The sequence below is a fragment of the Paenibacillus sp. F4 genome, assembly GCF_002894905.1.
Classification (GTDB): domain Bacteria; phylum Bacillota; class Bacilli; order Paenibacillales; family Paenibacillaceae; genus Paenibacillus; species Paenibacillus polymyxa_B.
Window position 1 is genome coordinate 318,858 of sequence record NZ_POVS01000020.1, and the last position, 16,624, is coordinate 335,481.

General features: G+C 46.3%; 14 protein-coding genes. All 14 read left to right on the forward strand.

Annotated features, from left to right (window positions below; genetic code table 11):
• The first annotated feature begins 120 nt into the window (after nucleotides 1-120).
• The 14 genes from C1T21_RS24835 (at nucleotide 121) to hemC (ending at nucleotide 16,624) form a co-directional block, all read left to right on the forward strand.
• Nucleotides 121-1,029 carry a hypothetical protein gene (locus C1T21_RS24835; protein WP_013311626.1) on the forward strand — a complete coding sequence of 303 codons (909 nt, stop codon included), beginning with the start codon at nucleotides 121-123 and terminating at the stop codon, nucleotides 1,027-1,029.
• Between the two features lie 143 nt (nucleotides 1,030-1,172).
• On the forward strand, nucleotides 1,173-2,486 hold the full coding sequence (gene tig / locus C1T21_RS24840; protein WP_028541569.1) for a trigger factor: 1,314 nt from the start codon (nucleotides 1,173-1,175) through the stop codon (nucleotides 2,484-2,486).
• A gap of 411 nt (nucleotides 2,487-2,897) precedes the next feature.
• Complete coding sequence (clpP, locus tag C1T21_RS24845; RefSeq protein WP_016324659.1) at nucleotides 2,898-3,488, forward strand: ATP-dependent Clp endopeptidase proteolytic subunit ClpP; 591 nt, start codon at nucleotides 2,898-2,900, stop codon at nucleotides 3,486-3,488.
• Between the two features lie 12 nt (nucleotides 3,489-3,500).
• Nucleotides 3,501-4,757: an ATP-dependent protease ATP-binding subunit ClpX gene (gene clpX / locus C1T21_RS24850; RefSeq protein WP_023989972.1), complete on the forward strand. Its 1,257-nt coding sequence runs from the start codon at nucleotides 3,501-3,503 to the stop codon at nucleotides 4,755-4,757.
• 110 nt (nucleotides 4,758-4,867) lie between these two features.
• Complete coding sequence (gene ispG, locus C1T21_RS24855) at nucleotides 4,868-5,986, forward strand: flavodoxin-dependent (E)-4-hydroxy-3-methylbut-2-enyl-diphosphate synthase (protein ID WP_025718670.1); 1,119 nt, start codon at nucleotides 4,868-4,870, stop codon at nucleotides 5,984-5,986.
• 217 nt (nucleotides 5,987-6,203) lie between these two features.
• Nucleotides 6,204-7,931 (forward strand): ATP-dependent protease LonB, encoded by a 1,728-nt coding sequence (lonB, locus tag C1T21_RS24860; protein ID WP_103050155.1) that lies wholly within the window; start codon nucleotides 6,204-6,206, stop codon nucleotides 7,929-7,931.
• Between the two features lie 110 nt (nucleotides 7,932-8,041).
• Nucleotides 8,042-10,378 carry an endopeptidase La gene (gene lon, locus C1T21_RS24865; RefSeq protein WP_103050156.1) on the forward strand — a complete coding sequence of 779 codons (2,337 nt, stop codon included), beginning with the start codon at nucleotides 8,042-8,044 and terminating at the stop codon, nucleotides 10,376-10,378.
• Nucleotides 10,379-10,396: 18 nt separating this feature from the next.
• Nucleotides 10,397-11,008 carry a ribosome biogenesis GTP-binding protein YihA/YsxC gene (gene yihA / locus C1T21_RS24870; protein ID WP_061828820.1) on the forward strand — a complete coding sequence of 204 codons (612 nt, stop codon included), beginning with the start codon at nucleotides 10,397-10,399 and terminating at the stop codon, nucleotides 11,006-11,008.
• A gap of 290 nt (nucleotides 11,009-11,298) precedes the next feature.
• Nucleotides 11,299-11,886 carry a non-ribosomal peptide synthetase module gene (locus C1T21_RS24875; RefSeq protein ID WP_103050157.1) on the forward strand — a complete coding sequence of 196 codons (588 nt, stop codon included), beginning with the start codon at nucleotides 11,299-11,301 and terminating at the stop codon, nucleotides 11,884-11,886.
• A 267-nt stretch (nucleotides 11,887-12,153) separates the two neighbouring features.
• On the forward strand, nucleotides 12,154-12,552 hold the full coding sequence (gene speD, locus C1T21_RS24880; protein ID WP_103050186.1) for an adenosylmethionine decarboxylase: 399 nt from the start codon (nucleotides 12,154-12,156) through the stop codon (nucleotides 12,550-12,552).
• Between the two features lie 249 nt (nucleotides 12,553-12,801).
• Nucleotides 12,802-14,196: a glutamyl-tRNA reductase gene (gene hemA / locus C1T21_RS24885; protein ID WP_103050158.1), complete on the forward strand. Its 1,395-nt coding sequence runs from the start codon at nucleotides 12,802-12,804 to the stop codon at nucleotides 14,194-14,196.
• Between the two features lie 16 nt (nucleotides 14,197-14,212).
• Entirely contained in the window at nucleotides 14,213-15,040 is an 828-nt protein-coding gene (ccsA, locus tag C1T21_RS24890) for a cytochrome c biogenesis protein CcsA (RefSeq protein ID WP_061828817.1), read from the forward strand.
• An 8-nt stretch (nucleotides 15,041-15,048) separates the two neighbouring features.
• Entirely contained in the window at nucleotides 15,049-15,696 is a 648-nt protein-coding gene (locus C1T21_RS24895) for a precorrin-2 dehydrogenase/sirohydrochlorin ferrochelatase family protein (RefSeq protein ID WP_103050159.1), read from the forward strand.
• A gap of 1 nt (nucleotide 15,697) precedes the next feature.
• Nucleotides 15,698-16,624, forward strand: a complete 927-nt coding sequence (gene hemC, locus C1T21_RS24900) for a hydroxymethylbilane synthase (protein WP_103050160.1) — start codon at nucleotides 15,698-15,700, stop codon at nucleotides 16,622-16,624.

The following is a 16,624-nucleotide window of genomic DNA, read 5'->3' on the forward strand; positions in this document are numbered from 1 at the left end:
TTAGAATACAGGTGAATATGTGTAAGACGAGTGGTTGGACTTCGGCTACTGTTTCTCATATAATCTACAAATACTTGAGCTTGCGAAGGAGAGGGGGTGCCTTGAATAAAGGACTCCAAGGTGACGACAAAAGAAAATAATATTGTATTGTTTCCGAAGACACTGGACTATTATCAAATTCAACTTACTGTGATGCTTGAAAACGAACGTTACGGAGAGGCGATGGCGATGCTGCGTTTTTTAATGCAGTGTCAGGGACAGGAGCAGAAGCAATACGATGAATGGAACGCTCTATTACAATGGCTGGAAGCTGCATTTCCACAGTACGCTGACAGCGGAGCGGTAACGGACGCTGTGGAAGAAGAAGTCAGTGAAGTAGAGTTAGCTCGCCGTCATGCACGCTTTAAGCAGGAGCAGGATGCAGGCTACGGCAACAAACTGTTGCGGATGGCTATGGATGAACCCTTATCCGAACAGACGATTTTAGCGTTGGAGCAGTTGTCCTATCTGGAACTGCCAGAAATCGACGATGCCTTGCTTCGCTGGATTACGGAACGGGAAATCCATCCTTTACTTCAATTCCGTGTTCTACAGACAATGCGACGACGCGGAATGGAAGGGACGATAGAAATCAGACGGGGTGATGAACAAGCGGAAATCGATATTGAAACGGTTCCGTTACAGCCAGGTGATTTTCCAGAGTCGATTATGCGTATTTTGGAACGGGTGGCTGATCAGACTGAGGTGCACGAGCCTACACTATTCTATTTTGCACAGGAGCTGTGGTCACAGTTTGTGATGGCAGTATACGGTACGAAAGATTATAGATCAATGTTGGTGGAAGAGGACGGAATGCCGGATATTTGGGCTGCAGCACTCCACCAGACAGTTTCGGAAAGTTTGAACGGAAATAATAATGAGGAAGAAACCCGTGCTATATATGGTATTACAGATGCGTTGCGCTTCCGTTTTGAGCAGGCGTATCGGTCGATGCGACTATTCGTAGCGGCGGGAATGAACACTCCTTAATGACCGGAAACGTTTACCTGTGAAGCATTCAAAGGGCTGCTCTTGAAAAAGACAGTAATGTTAGATATACTATAGTGGTTATTTTGTGTGCGTTGATTGTAATGAAAACTAAGTGAAGATTTTGTTGGAGGGGAAAGCATAAAATGAAAGCAACTTGGGAGAAAATAGAGAAGAACCTTGGGGTTCTTGAAGTTGAGGTTGACGCGGATCGTGTAGCCGCTGCACTCGACAAAGCTTTTAATAAAGTGGCAAAACAAGTAAGTGTACCAGGATTCCGTAAAGGTAAAGTACCACGTCCTATTTTTGAAAAACGCTATGGTATTGAAAGTTTGTACCAGGATGCAATTGACATCCTGTTGCCAGAAGCTTACAGCCAAGCTGTAGAGCAAACGGACATCTTCCCGGTTGACAGCCCTGACGTTGAAATTGATCAATTTGCTAAAGGCGAATCTTTCAAGTTCAAAGCGAAGGTTACTGTTAAACCTGAAGTAACTTTGGGCGATTACAAAGGCGTAGAAGTGCCTGTAAGCAAACTCGAAGTAAGCGACGAAGAACTGGCTCAAGAACTGGAGCGCCTGCAACAACGTCATGCTGAATTGGTTGTCGTTGATGAAGATGCTGCTCAATCCGGTGATACAGCTATTATTGACTTCGACGGTTCCGTGGACGGTGTACCGTTCGAAGGCGGACAAGCCGAGAAGTATTCTTTGGAACTGGGCTCTAACACATTCATCCCTGGTTTTGAAGAGCAAGTGGTTGGTTTGCACACTGGCGATTCCAAGGACGTTGAAGTAACGTTCCCTGAGAACTACCATTCTGCTGACCTCGCTGGCAAACAAGCGGTATTCAAAGTGAAAGTTCACGAACTGAAACGCAAAGTTCTTCCTGAACTGGACGATGAATTTGCTAAAGATGTAAGCGAATTTGACACACTGGCTGAATTCAAGGAAGACTTGAAAAAGCAATTGTTGGATCGTAAGGAAAACGAAGCTAAAGCAGCTCGCGAGGGTGCTGTAGTGGAGAAAGTTGCTGAGAATGCAACAATCGACATTCCTGAAGCAATGGTGAAGAGCGAAGTGCAAAACATGGTTCGCGATTTCGACAACCGTTTGCGTAGCCAAGGTATGAACCTTGAAATGTTCCTTGGATTCTCTGGTCAAAGCAAGGAAGACCTGGAAGAGCAAATGAAAGCTGATGCTGAGAAGCGCGTACGTAACAACCTCGTGCTGGAGCAAGTGGCTAAAGCAGAAAACATCGAAGTTTCCGAAGCGGAAATTGATGAAGAACTGAAAAACATGGCTGAAGCTTACAAACGTTCAGTTGAGGAAATCCGCAGCATTCTGGAAGGTAACGGCTCGTTCGCTAACCTGAAAGAAGAAATTTCACTGCGCAAAACGATTGCTTTGTTGGTGGAAAACAGCAAAGAAGTAGAAGCGCCAGTTGAAGCTGCTGAGTAATTCAGACGATAAAATATACGGAGTATGCTGTAACAAGCTGCAACGTAGCAATTAGATAGGGATAAGGCACGTAGTGAAAGTTACGTGCCTTATTTTTACCTTTGGTAACCCAAATTTTAGTCGTTTATGGAAAGTGCTGTGAGTCGTGTTTTTTTGTTTTACATAAGTCACTACCGTATATTTGCACATACATACGAAACATGGTTAAATATGAGAAGGTCTCGGCAGAGTGCACTGTAAACAGCCCGCACTGCATATATGAGCGCATGCAAATATGACACGAGACTCTGAACATGTTAAAATATTTTGTAAGGTGTTCACGTTTCATGCTTGCTGCTTCCGTTTTAATGGGACATAAGGAAGCGGATGAATACAGGTGTTCATTTTAATAAAGAAAAGAGGTTGGTCGTGATGAGTCTCGTCCCTATGGTTGTGGAACAAACGAATCGAGGAGAACGATCTTACGATATTTACTCGCGGTTGCTTAAGGATCGTATTATTTTCCTAAGTGGCCCGATTGATGACGATGTCGCCAATCTCGTCATTGCACAGCTATTGTTCCTTTCTGCGGAAGATCCAGAGAAGGATATTAATTTGTACATTAACTCGCCAGGCGGTTCTGTAACTGCGGGCATGGGTATATATGATACAATGCAATTCATTAAGCCGGACGTATCGACGATCTGTGTAGGCATGGCTGCAAGTATGGGTTCGTTGCTGCTCACAGCGGGTGCGCCAGGCAAGAGATACGCGCTTACCAACAGTGAAGTCATGATCCATCAGCCGCTCGGTGGCATTCAAGGGCAAGCCTCCGATATGCTGATTCATGCGGACTGGATTATCAAAACACGTGCTAAGCTGAATCAAATCTATGTAGAGCGTACGGGTCAGCCCCTCGAAAAAATCGAACGTGATACTGACCGGGATTTCTTCATGGAAGCGGAAGAGGCAAAAGCATACGGTATCATAGACCAGGTGCTGTCTAAACCGATTAATCTGTAAAGGGGTGGCTCTATGTTTAAATTTAATGATGAAAAAGGACAATTGAAATGTTCTTTCTGCGGTAAATCTCAGGATCAGGTTCGCAAGCTTGTTGCTGGACCGGGCGTATATATATGTGACGAATGCATTGAGTTGTGCACGGAGATTGTAGAAGAGGAATTGGGTCATGAAGAAGAAGTAGATCTGAAAGACATTCCGAAACCAATGCAAATCCGTGACATTCTGGACCAATATGTCATTGGTCAGGATCAAGCGAAAAAATCGTTGTCTGTAGCGGTATATAATCACTACAAACGTATTAATACTCAAAACAAAATTGATGATGTGGAACTGCAAAAAAGTAACATTTTGATGCTTGGACCTACAGGTTCGGGTAAAACGTTGCTTGCGCAAACCATGGCTAAAATTTTGAACGTCCCTTTTGCTATCGCCGATGCCACTTCCCTTACGGAAGCAGGTTATGTGGGTGAAGACGTTGAAAATATTTTGCTGAAACTGATTCAAGCTGCTGATTATGATGTGGAAAAAGCCGAACGCGGCATTATCTACATTGACGAAATTGATAAAGTAGCCCGCAAATCCGAAAACCCGTCCATTACGCGTGACGTATCGGGTGAAGGTGTACAGCAGGCGTTGCTTAAGATTTTGGAAGGCACGGTTGCTTCTGTACCTCCGCAAGGCGGTCGCAAGCATCCACATCAAGAGTTTATTCAAATTGACACCACGAATATCCTGTTCATTTGCGGTGGTGCCTTTGATGGTCTGGAGCAAATGATCAAACGCCGTATTGGTAAAAAGGTTATCGGCTTCAACGCTACTAGCGAACAAAAAGATCTGAAACCAGGCGAATATACTTCAATGGTATTGCCTGAGGATCTTTTGAAATTCGGTCTGATTCCGGAGTTTGTAGGACGTTTGCCGGTTATTTCTACGCTGGAGCCGCTTGATGAGAACACATTGGTTCGTATTTTGTCTGAGCCGAAAAATGCGTTAGTCAAGCAGTATCAGAAGATGCTTGAACTGGATAATGTTACTTTGGAGTTTAAGCAAGATGCTCTGGAAGCCATTGCCCGTGAAGCCATCAAGCGTAACACGGGTGCCCGTGGTCTTCGTGCGATCATTGAAGGCATTATGCTGGATGTGATGTATGAGGTTCCTTCCCGTGATGATATCACTACTTGCGTCATCAATGAGCAGGTTGTAAAAGACAAAATCGCACCGGAACTCGGTGGTACAGATAAGGATAAAAAACAAGAAGAGAGCGCCTAAGGATTGATACTTCGCGATCTCTACAACATGAGAAGCCGGATCTCCACTTCACTAAACCTGTATGAGGTTTTAAGGGGTGGAGGTTTGGTGTTAATGGGAGAGAAAAGTACATGTTCTTAAGACAAGACACACGTCCCGTTAAAGTCGGGAATCTGACGATTGGCGGCAGCAATGAAGTCATCATCCAAAGTATGTGTACAACCAAAACAGCAGATGTGGAAGCAACTGTAGCCGAGATTCTTCGCTTGGAAGAAGCTGGATGCCAACTGGTGCGGGTTACCGTCAACAATGAGGAAGCTGCTGCAGCCATTAAGGAAATTAAAAAACGGATTCATATTCCGCTGGTCGCAGATATTCACTTTAATCACAAGCTGGCTCTACTGGCCATTGAAAATGGAATTGATAAGGTTCGCATTAATCCAGGTAACATTGGACGGCGTGAAAAAGTGGAAGCTGTCGTGAAGGCGTGCAAGGAAAAAGGGATTCCGATTCGGATTGGTGTAAACGCCGGGTCATTGGAACAGCATTTACTGGATAAGTATGGCTACCCTACGCCAGAAGCGATGGTAGAAAGTGCGCTGTATCATATCGGGATACTGGAAGAACTTGATTTCCATGACATTATTGTGTCACTGAAGGCGTCTGACGTTCCTATGGCGATTGCAGCTTATACGAAGGCCGCTGAAATTATTAAGTACCCGCTCCACCTGGGTATTACCGAAGCGGGTACGCTCTTTACTGGTACGGTTAAAAGCGCGGCAGGTATGGGTGCTTTGCTGGCCTCAGGCATCGGCTCTACAATGCGTATTTCGCTCAGTGCTGATCCGGTGGAAGAAGTGAAGGTAGCACGTGAGTTGCTCAAGACGTTTGGATTGATCACAAACGCAGCTACACTGATTTCTTGTCCGACTTGCGGACGTCTGGATATAGATCTGTTCTCTATTGCCAACGAGGTGGAGGACTACATTGCAAAACTCAAGGTACCGATTAAAGTATCAGTACTGGGTTGTGCAGTAAATGGCCCGGGTGAAGCGAAGGAAGCTGATATCGGAATTGCTGGGGCGCGCGGTGAAGGCCTTTTGTTCCGTTATGGAAAAATGATTCGCAAAGTACCAGAGGCTGATATGGTCGACGAATTGAAAAAAGAAATTGATATCATCGTCAAGGCTTATGAGGAAACAGGGAAAATCCCTGGACGTGAAGAACGTCATACCGCCGAGAAGGTGTAGGCAAAAGCAGTTATTATAAAGAGGCATAGTCATAATCTATTGTCATCATTTAAACGCCGTGGAGAGCAGCTCTGCTACAGAACTGTTCTTCGCGGTGTTTTTGTATTTCTCTCTGATCTTTTGAAAGACCGCCGTTTAGCTATCGCGGAAAAGGAAATACTGTTTTTCATAGAGCGGCATTTTTCAAATTGCTGAGATGAGAAACGGAGGAAATACGATGGACTTGACTATGATTTTGTTATTGGTGCAAATGTTTTTCGGGATTGTTATTGGTCTGTATTTCTGGAACCTCCTGCGGAGCCAGAAAACGAACCGTAGTGCGGTGGATCGGGAATCCCGCAAGGAATTGGATAAGCTGCGCAAATTGCGTTCTATTTCACTTACCAAGCCATTGGCTGAACGCACACGTCCTGCCACATTACAGGATATCGTGGGTCAGAAGGACGGACTGCGCGCACTCAAGGCAGCGTTATGTAGTGCGAATCCGCAGCATGTCATTATTTATGGCCCGCCGGGTGTAGGGAAGACGGCTGCTGCACGCGTGGTGCTGGAAGAGGCGAAGAAGAATCTGTCCTCCCCGTTCAAGGGAGATGCCAAATTCACGGAGATTGATGCTACGACGGCCCGCTTTGACGAGCGTGGTATTGCGGACCCGCTGATAGGTTCAGTGCATGATCCAATCTATCAAGGGGCAGGAGCGATGGGGGTGGCGGGTATCCCGCAGCCTAAGCCCGGTGCTGTGACGAAGGCGCATGGGGGTATGCTGTTCATTGATGAGATTGGTGAGCTGCATCCGACGCAGATGAATAAACTGTTGAAAGTACTGGAGGATCGCAAGGTATTTTTGGAGAGTGCGTATTACAACTCGGAAGATTCGAACACTCCTGCTTATATCCACGATATTTTCCAAAACGGTTTGCCAGCCGATTTTCGTTTGGTAGGTGCGACGACCCGTTCGCCGCATGAACTGCCACCTGCGATTCGCTCCCGGTGCATGGAGATTTATTTCCGTGCCTTGCAGCCACAGGAGATTGCTCGTATTGCAGAGGATGCTGTCCACAAGCTAGGCTTTGGCCCTTGTCCTGAGGCGGTAGAAGTTGTACAGCGTTACGCAACGAATGGTCGGGAGGCGGTCAATATGATCCAGCTGGCTGCTGGTTTGGCACTTACCGAGAAAAGGGAGCGTCTCAATGCTTCCGACGTGGAATGGGTAGCGGGCAGCAGTCAAATTCAACCGCGTCCTGACCGAAAAATACCGGGCTTGCCGCAAATCGGATTCGTTAACGGATTAGCTGTATACGGCCCAAACATGGGGATGCTGCTAGAAATTGAAGTTACAGCAGTTCCGGTTCCTGAGGGAAAGGGAATTTATAATATTACGGGGGTCGTGGATGAGGAAGAAATTGGAGGTGGGTCCCGCACGCTGCGCCGTAAGAGCATGGCTAAAGGTTCTGTGGAAAATGTTCTAACCGTTTTGCGTACGCTCGGATTATCTCCGTCGAATTACGATTTGCATATCAATTTCCCCGGGGGTACGCCGGTAGATGGCCCGTCCGCAGGAATTGCGATGGCAACAGCCATTGCTTCCGCGATGAGGGGAATTCCGGTGGATCATGAAATTGCTATGACTGGCGAAGTTAGCATCCATGGTCGTGTCAAACCGATTGGTGGTGTATTAGCCAAGGTTGAAGCCGCTTTTCAGGCGGGAGCCAAAAAAGTGATCATTCCGCAGGATAACTGGCAAGCTCTTTTTGACAGCATTGAGGGTTTAAAAGTCATCCCCGTACAGTCGGTTACCGAAGTGTTCCGACATGTGTTTGGGGAAGAGATGACGTCAGATTTGCCTGTGCATGCGCCAATTGAGACTTTTCGCCCATCCCAATCTTCCTTGTTACAGGCTGATGGAACGCATAACGGGACGATATCAGATACAGGATCTTGCTGATAAACCACCCTTTCATTGGTTTTTTCATAAAACATTTGATAAAATATGAAAGATAACAACGTGAGGATTGTAAAATCCGGAACCTGAGAATCACTGGAGGTGCGAAAGCGATGGGACCCACCAAGACAAAAGGTCGTCGTTTTCCTTTGCTGCCTTTAAGAGGACTTCTGGTCTACCCGAGCATGGTTCTGCATCTCGATGTGGGCCGGGAAAAATCGGTCAAGGCTTTGGAAAAAGCGATGGTTGAAGACAATTTGATTCTCCTGTGTTCTCAATCAGAAGTAAATATTGAAGAACCCACACAAGAGGACATCTTTCGAGTCGGCACGGTAGCCAAGGTACGCCAGATGCTCAAGCTTCCTAATGGAACTATTCGAGTATTGGTGGAAGGGCTGGAACGTGCCGAGATTATTCAATATACGGACAATGAAGAATATTACGAGGTAATGGCGAAGGAGCTGCACGAGGCAGAAAACGTACAGCCTGAGACGGATGCGCTTATGCGCACTGTATTAACTCAGTTCGAGCATTATATCAACTTGTCCAAAAAGGTAACACCGGAGACTCTCGCTGCGGTATCCGATATTGAGGAGCCGGGACGGCTTGCAGACGTGATCACAAGTCACCTGACGCTCAAAATTAAGGAAAAGCAGGATATACTGGAGACGATCGACGTTACTCAGCGTCTGGAGAAGCTTCTGGATATTCTGAACAATGAGCGTGAAGTACTGGAGCTGGAACGTAAAATCAACCAGCGTGTGAAGAAGCAAATGGAGAAGACGCAGAAGGAGTATTATCTGCGTGAACAAATGAAGGCGATTCAAAAGGAACTTGGCGAGAAGGAAGGCCGCGCAGGAGAAGTTGAAGAACTGCGCAACCAGCTAAGTGAACTGGAGCTACCTGTTCCGGTGAAGGAGAAGGTCGAAAAGGAAATCGATCGTCTGGAAAAAATGCCGGCAAGCTCTGCCGAGGGTGGCGTCATCCGTAATTATGTTGATTGGTTGTTAAGCTTGCCGTGGAACAAGCTTACCGATGATGATCTGGATATCGTCAAAGCTGAAGAGGTACTCAATAACGACCACTACGGACTCGATAAACCCAAGGAACGTGTATTGGAGTATTTGGCTGTGCGCAAGCTGGTGAAGACCATTAAAGGACCGATTCTGTGTCTCGTAGGCCCGCCAGGGGTCGGCAAGACCTCGTTGGCCCGTTCGATTGCCAAATCCATGGGTCGGGAATTTGTCCGCATTTCTCTCGGAGGTGTGCGGGATGAAGCGGAAATCCGTGGTCACCGCCGGACTTATGTTGGCGCGATGCCGGGGCGGATCATTCAAGGGATGAAGACCGCAGGAACGTCTAATCCGGTATTTTTGCTGGATGAGATTGATAAAATGGCTTCCGATTTTCGAGGGGATCCATCGGCAGCATTGCTCGAAGTGCTTGATCCTGAACAAAACAATACGTTCAGTGACCATTTTGTCGAGCTACCGTTTGATCTGTCCAATGTGATGTTTGTAACGACAGCCAATGCTGCACACAACATCCCGCGTCCGCTAATGGACCGCATGGAGACACTCTATATTCCTGGCTACACCGAACTGGAGAAGCTGGAAATCGCCAATCGGTACCTATTGCCCAAGCAGAAGAGAGAGCATGGCTTGAACGAGGAACAGTTGGTCATCGGGGAGGATACGCTACTGCGTGTCATTCGCGAATATACCCGTGAATCCGGTGTACGGAATCTTGAGCAGCAAATGGCTTCTCTGTGCCGCAAGGCGGCGAAGTCCGTTGTATCTGGTGGCGAAGGCCCGATTCAAATCACACCGGATAATCTGAAAGATTATCTGGGTATCGCTAAATTCCGTTACGGTGTTGCAGAACTGGAGGATCAGATCGGTACGGTTACAGGCTTGGCATGGACAGAGGTCGGTGGTGAAACACTGATGATTGAAGTGACAGTCGTACCTGGTAGCGGTAAACTGATTCTTACGGGTAAACTGGGAGACGTTATGAAGGAATCTGCACAGGCGGCATTCAGCTACACTCGTTCGAAAGCAGTTGATCTGGGCATTGAACTGGACTTTTATGAGAAGAATGATATCCACATTCATATTCCTGAGGGTGCGATTCCGAAGGATGGCCCATCTGCGGGAATTACTATTGCTACCGCATTAATTTCAGCTTTGACCAACCGTCATGTATCCAAGGATGTGGCTATGACGGGCGAAATTACTCTGCGCGGCCGTGTATTGCCGATTGGTGGTTTGAAAGAGAAGTCGCTGGCTGCCCATCGGGCAGGCTACAAAAAAATTCTGCTTCCCAAAGATAATGAACGGGATTTGAAGGATATTCCCGACAGTATCCGGCAGGATGTTGAATTTGTCCCCGTTGCCCATATGGATCAGGTGCTAAAGCATGCTTTGGTTGAGCAGGCAAGGGTACATTAGAGAGGAATTAAGAACACAATGAAAGTAACAAAAGCAGAATTTATAATAAGTGCGGTTGGCCCCGATCAGTTTCCTGTGGACGCTTTGCCAGAGATTGCTCTGGCGGGGCGCTCCAATGTAGGAAAGTCTTCACTGATTAATCGGTTGATTAATCGTAAAAATTTGGCGCGTACCAGTTCTACGCCAGGTAAAACCCAGCAACTCAATTATTACCGGATTAATGATGATCTTTATTTTGTCGATTTTCCCGGTTATGGTTATGCCAAGGTATCCAAAACGTCCCGCAAGGCTTGGGGGCAGATGATTGAGTCTTATTTGCTGGAGCGTGAGCCACTCAAACTGGTGCTTCAAATGGTAGATTTGCGCCATCCGCCGTCCAAGGACGATATCATGATGCACGACTGGCTGCGACATCACGGGCTTCCGGTCTGCGTTGTAGGCACTAAGGCAGATAAAATCCCTAAAACGCGACGAGAAAAGCATTATAAGGTAATCAAGCAGGAACTCGGAATACTTCCCGGGGGATTGTTTATCCCCTTTTCATCCGAAGAAGGTATGGGCAAGGAAGAGCTGTGGTCTGTCATCTCCAGCTATATAGAGAATGACGACGAAGAGCAGACGGAATTGTAAGGTTAGGGACGTCCTTGAGGGCGTCCCTTTTTCATGATTCGGGCTTCAAAAAATATTAAACTCACTAAATTGGTGGGAATAATATATAATAACTAAAGGAACTCATGGAATTTAAGCAGAAAAGTGAGTATATGAGGGATAATGCAGTCTCAACCCCATCATTTTCTGTTTATTTCCGATGTATGGCGGAAATTTATGATTTGATGAGCAAGAAAAGCGCTGTAGGTCTGATGTATAATAAAGCATAAAGCTTAAACTTATAGGTTCAGGAAAGAATTGAGGAGATTGGTATGGCTCAGCGGTTAGCCACAGAGTATGTTAAAACCACTTTGACCTTGTCGGAAACTCAAATGGATGAATTTTTGCGGGCAGTGGATGATCCCCAGGTGCATTACTATATTAAAATTCTAGATAACGGAAGACAGGAAATCGTTCTGGAGCATAGTGCGGGTGAGGAAGTTCATTTGTTTTTTGAAGCCCAAGAGGGAGCGTTTGTGTGTGAATTGACTTGCCGCTTAATTCATCCGCAACTAACCCTGTTCATCCGCAAACTTTTTGTTCGTTTTAAGGGCGAAGGCATCGTTTACCGAATGTATCAAGGATTCACTATGGTGTATTTTTATAATGAAGGTACGGTTCGTAAAATTATGGAGAAGAATGCTGTAGGCTCCAGGCTGGTATTTGAATATAAAAATACGGTGCAGGAACTGCAACAGCTTTTTCAGCATCAGAACGTCGAAAATGAAATATCAGACGTATATCATCTCATTAATTCGTTGCTTGACCAGCGGAATTTGGCGCGTACTTTCTCGGAGTTGGAACAGATTGACCACAAGCTCCGAATGAGTTGCTCGAAATTATTTGCACTGGAAGCTTAATAAGGCAGAATATATGGAATGAATCGTTATGCAGTATAGTCCCTTTCTTTACCGAAAGGGGCTTTTTTTATTCCAAAAAAATGATTGCATTTGCTGCACATAGATGTTATTTTTAATCTCGTTGAAAATGAATATAGGAACCAGGATTCACTCAGGACATTGAATGTTGCGAGAGGTTATTCCCTCGGGAAGTGAATGACGTAGGTCCTAGCGGATGAAATTTTTTCAAACATTTTATTCCTAGGAAGGGGGAACCGAAAGATGGAATTGGAGTACTCAACTTTCGGAAGACACGTTGCCGTAGATACTTGGGGTGTTGAGTTTGAATTACTGAATGATGCGCAGTTTTTGGAGGCTCAATTAGTTGAAGCAGCTGAAGCTTGCGGAGCAACGGTGATGTCCGTTCAATCCAAGCAATTCGAACCACAGGGAGCTACCGTGCTTGTACTGTTGTCGGAGAGTCATCTCTCTATTCATACGTATCCTGAGAGAGGATTTGCCGCTATTGATTGTTATACTTGCGGTGAGACTGTCGATCCGCAGCTGGCTATTGATTACCTGGTATCCGTTCTAAAACCGAAAAAAACATATGCGAAGAAGCTGATTCGCGGCTTGGGAGAACTTCAGGTGGAATCACCGGAGTGCAAGCTGGTTGAGTTGGTGTAAATCGTTCTTTTATGGAGCCATTTGTGCGCCCTATATTATAACCATGGAACATTTCCATGGTTATTTGTTTTAAAAGTGGTCTACACTAAATCAAATCATATAGAACGTGCTAGATGTTCATGAAAGCCATCCAATTTTCATAAACAATTCATAAAACAGCCGGAGGAGATTCGGACTTCTGTGATATAATTAACATAGTTTATGATAACAGTGTATATTCTTATTACAGTTTAGGCAGGTGAATTTGCAATGCACATCGTCGTTGTTGGGTTGAATTATCGTACGGCGCCTGTGGAAGTCAGAGAGCGTTTTACATTTGCAGAACAAGATTTGCCAAAAGCGCTGGAACAACTCAAACTTACCAAAAGTGTGTTGGAGGGCGTAGTTGTCGCAACCTGCAATCGGACTGAAATATATGTTGTGGTGGACCGCCTTCACATGTGCGGTTATTTTATACGCAGTTTTATGGAGCAATGGTTTGGCATTCCGCGTGATCAATTTACACAACATTTATATATATATGAGGACGAGCAGGCGATTCGGCATTTGTTCCGTGTGACTTGTGGTCTTGATTCTATGGTAATCGGAGAAACACAAATTTTGGGACAGGTAAAGAACGCTTTTCTTCAGGCTCAATCCCAGAAAATTACGGCAACGTGGTTTAATATGTTGTTTAAGCAGGCCGTCACATTGGGCAAGCGTGCCCATTCGGAGACGTCTATTGGAGAAAGTGCCGTATCTGTCAGCTATGCAGCAGTTGAGCTAGGCAAACGGATTTTCGGGATGTTTACCGATAAAAAGGTACTGATTCTCGGTGCTGGTAAAATGAGCGAGCTTACTGTTAAGCATTTGTACAGCGGTGGAGCAGCTGAGGTTATTGTAGCAAACCGAACCCTGTCCCGTGCGGAAGACCTTGCCTCCAAGTTCCATGGAACGCCGGTTACGATGGAGGAAGGCATGAATCGGTTGGCGGATGTGGATATTGTCATTAGCTCGACAGGTGCCCAAGGTTATATTCTGGATCGGACTCGGGTTGAAGCAAGTATGAAACGTCGACAGTCCCGTCCTTTGTTTATGATTGATATTGCGGTTCCGCGTGATCTCGACCCGGCTATTGGTGAATTACAGAATGTTTTCCTGTACGATATTGATGATCTGGAAGGGATCGTGGAGAGCAATTTGGAAATGCGCCGTACCGAAGCTACAAAAATCGAGCATATGATCGAAGATGAACTTAGCGAGTTTTATCAATGGTTGAAAACGATGGGAGTGCGTCCGGTGATTCGTGCATTACAGGAAAAAGCGGAGTCTGTACATCAGGATACATTGGAAAGCTTGTTCAATAAGCTTCCCGAGCTGGATGAACGGCAACGCAAAGTGATTAGCCGCTTGACGAAAAGTATGCTGAATCAGATGATGCATGATCCGATCAATCGGGTAAAAGAACTGGCTGTTCAAAAGCAGGGAAATGAGGCCCTAGACATGTTTAGCCATATTTTTGCTCTGGAGGATCGTTTGGATGACGCCGCTCAGAAAGTAGATAAAAGCGATGCATCTGCGTTAATGAAACCGGAAGCCGGTGTTCATGAAAAAACCATTCAGGCTCAGGCTTTGCCAGCGTCGTTTGCGCCGGCCAGCCTGTAAAGGTGGGTGAACAGAAGTGGCTTCAGGCATGCTTATATATGATTCAATGATTTATGTTTTTGCCCTGAGCCTTCTGTTTGTATTCTCGGATGGGATTCGTCGCAATGCGAATGCTAAACGGACAGGTACAGGGCTTCTTGTTGTCGTTCTGGTGCTCCAGCTTGCTTATATGGGGATAAGAACCTGGAATGAAGGGCATCTTCCTATTTTCGTGACCTACGATTTTCTATTTCTGTTCTCAGTTATTTTGGTACTGATTTCTTTGATTCTGACACGTTATCAGCGATCCGAATTTGCGGTATTGTTGCTTAATATTATTAGTTTTGCAGTGCTAGTGCTCAACAATATATGGATGGAGCCTCTCGATAACCCGCTTGGAAATTGGCATACAGTGCATGGACTGCTCCTGATTCATATTGCGCTGGCTAATCTTGGTTTTGTAGCGATGACGGTAGCAGCTGTATTTTCGGGGTTATATCTGTTTTTGCATCGTAAATTGAAAGTAAAGAAATGGAATGACACGATCAGACGCCTGCCGAGTCTGGAAATGATGGACCGGTATACGCATATGGCGCTGTTGATTGGCACTCCTTTGTTGGGAGTCTCTATTGTAGTTGCCGTTATTTCTATTATTGCCGAGGAACGCTGGCGTCTCTTGCTAGATACCAAGGTGCTGATGACAGCGATTGCCTTGTGCGTGTATATTATATTTTTAGTGAGCAAAAGATTGAATCAGCGTTCAGGGCTTGTAATGGCAAAGTGGGCATTGGTGGGCTACACGCTATTGATTCTTAATTTTTTGCTGAATTCCTGGTCTGTATTTCATCAGTGGACGGGAGAGTGAAAAGCCTTTTGCAGCATTTTGTCCCGATTTCGTTGAATTGTAAGAATAAGATCTGTTGTGTTGTAGGTGGCGGTAGGATTGCGGAACGAAAGGTAAAGGGGATGATGGAAAGTGGGGCATTCATTACCGTCATTAGCCCGAATATAACGCCGGATTTACAGGTTCTGGCGGATCACAAGCAGCTCCACTGGGTAAATCGCGTATATCGCGAGGGTGACCTCCAGGGAGCCTTTCTTGTATATGCGGCGACGAACCAGAGAGAAGTGAATTATGAGGTTGCGCATGAGGCCAGACAAAGGGGTATACTGGTAAATGTGGCGGATCGATCGGAAGAGGGAGACTTTATAACGCCGGGAATCATTCGACGAGGGAGACTGACGATTAGTATTTCCACAGAAGGGGCTGGCCCTGCTGTGACCGCTGATATTACATCAGCTTTGGATACGTTGTTTGGTAGCGAATACGAGCCATATCTGGATTTCATGCACGATATGCGACAGATCATCAAACGTAAGATAAGTTCCCCGCAGCAAAGGACCAAACTACTGAGGCGCTTGGCGAGTAGTGGAATTTTGGATCAAATACGCCGTCATGAATTTATGGCTTGGACCGAAAAAGAAATAGACCTATGGATTGCGCAAAATCAGGAGGAATAACATGCGAACAATTGTGGTAGGCAGCAGACAGAGTGCGCTGGCGTTAACTCAGACCGGGCATGTCATTGAAGATTTGAACGCGCTGTGCGCGGAGTATGGAATGGATTTGCAATTTGTCGTGAAGAAAATCCTGACCAAGGGTGATCGAATATTGGATGTAACCTTGTCCAAAGTGGGTGGCAAAGGGCTTTTTGTCAAAGAAATTGAACAGGCCATGCTGGCTGGTGAGATTGATATGGCAGTACATAGTATGAAGGATATGCCTTCCGAATTGCCGGAAGGGCTTGTCAACGGCGCTGTGCCGCGCCGTGAGGACCCGCGTGATTGCCTGATCACATTGGGCGCCAAGAGCCTGGAGGATTTGCCTCAAGGGGCAAAGGTGGGCACGAGCAGCCTGCGCAGAGCCAGTCAAATCAAGTCCATGCGACCTGATCTACAATTGGAGCCTGTGCGTGGTAATATTGATTCCCGTCTGAAAAAGCTGGAGACGGAAGGTTTTGACGCTATCATTTTGGCGGCAGCAGGCTTGCATCGGATGGGCTGGAAAGAGCGAATTACGTCCTATATACCGGAAGAAGACTGTTTGCCGGCGGTTGGGCAGGGAGCGCTAGGTATTGAATGTCGTGCGAGCGATGAAGAGCTATTGGCCTTGCTGCGCCTTTACAACGACCGGGATACCTCGGCTACCGTTGCGGCAGAACGAACCTTTCTGGGCGTGTTAAATGGGGGGTGCCAAGTGCCGATCGGGGCTCATGCGGTATGGGCTGGTCAAGAAATCAGCCTCACGGGCATGGTAGGCTCGCCAGATGGCGAGGTTATTTTGAAGGAAACGCTCCAGGGAAATGATCCGCAAAAGCTGGGAGAAGCGGTGGCGGCCAGTTTGATAGCCAAAGGAGCGGAACAGATTCTGGCGCAGGTGAGGGGATGA

What these genes read in the sequence shown, in the direction of transcription:
- tig (WP_028541569.1), top strand. Translation starts at nt 1,173, where the DNA reads ATGAAAGCAACTTGGGAGAAAATAGAGAAGAACCTTGGGGTTCTTGAA.
- clpP (WP_016324659.1), top strand. Translation starts at nt 2,898, where the DNA reads ATGAGTCTCGTCCCTATGGTTGTGGAACAAACGAATCGAGGAGAACGA.
- clpX (WP_023989972.1), top strand. Translation starts at nt 3,501, where the DNA reads ATGTTTAAATTTAATGATGAAAAAGGACAATTGAAATGTTCTTTCTGC.
- ispG (WP_025718670.1), top strand. Translation starts at nt 4,868, where the DNA reads ATGTTCTTAAGACAAGACACACGTCCCGTTAAAGTCGGGAATCTGACG.
- lonB (WP_103050155.1), top strand. Translation starts at nt 6,204, where the DNA reads ATGGACTTGACTATGATTTTGTTATTGGTGCAAATGTTTTTCGGGATT.
- lon (WP_103050156.1), top strand. Translation starts at nt 8,042, where the DNA reads ATGGGACCCACCAAGACAAAAGGTCGTCGTTTTCCTTTGCTGCCTTTA.
- yihA (WP_061828820.1), top strand. Translation starts at nt 10,397, where the DNA reads ATGAAAGTAACAAAAGCAGAATTTATAATAAGTGCGGTTGGCCCCGAT.
- C1T21_RS24875 (WP_103050157.1), top strand. Translation starts at nt 11,299, where the DNA reads ATGGCTCAGCGGTTAGCCACAGAGTATGTTAAAACCACTTTGACCTTG.
- hemA (WP_103050158.1), top strand. Translation starts at nt 12,802, where the DNA reads ATGCACATCGTCGTTGTTGGGTTGAATTATCGTACGGCGCCTGTGGAA.
- hemC (WP_103050160.1), top strand. Translation starts at nt 15,698, where the DNA reads ATGCGAACAATTGTGGTAGGCAGCAGACAGAGTGCGCTGGCGTTAACT.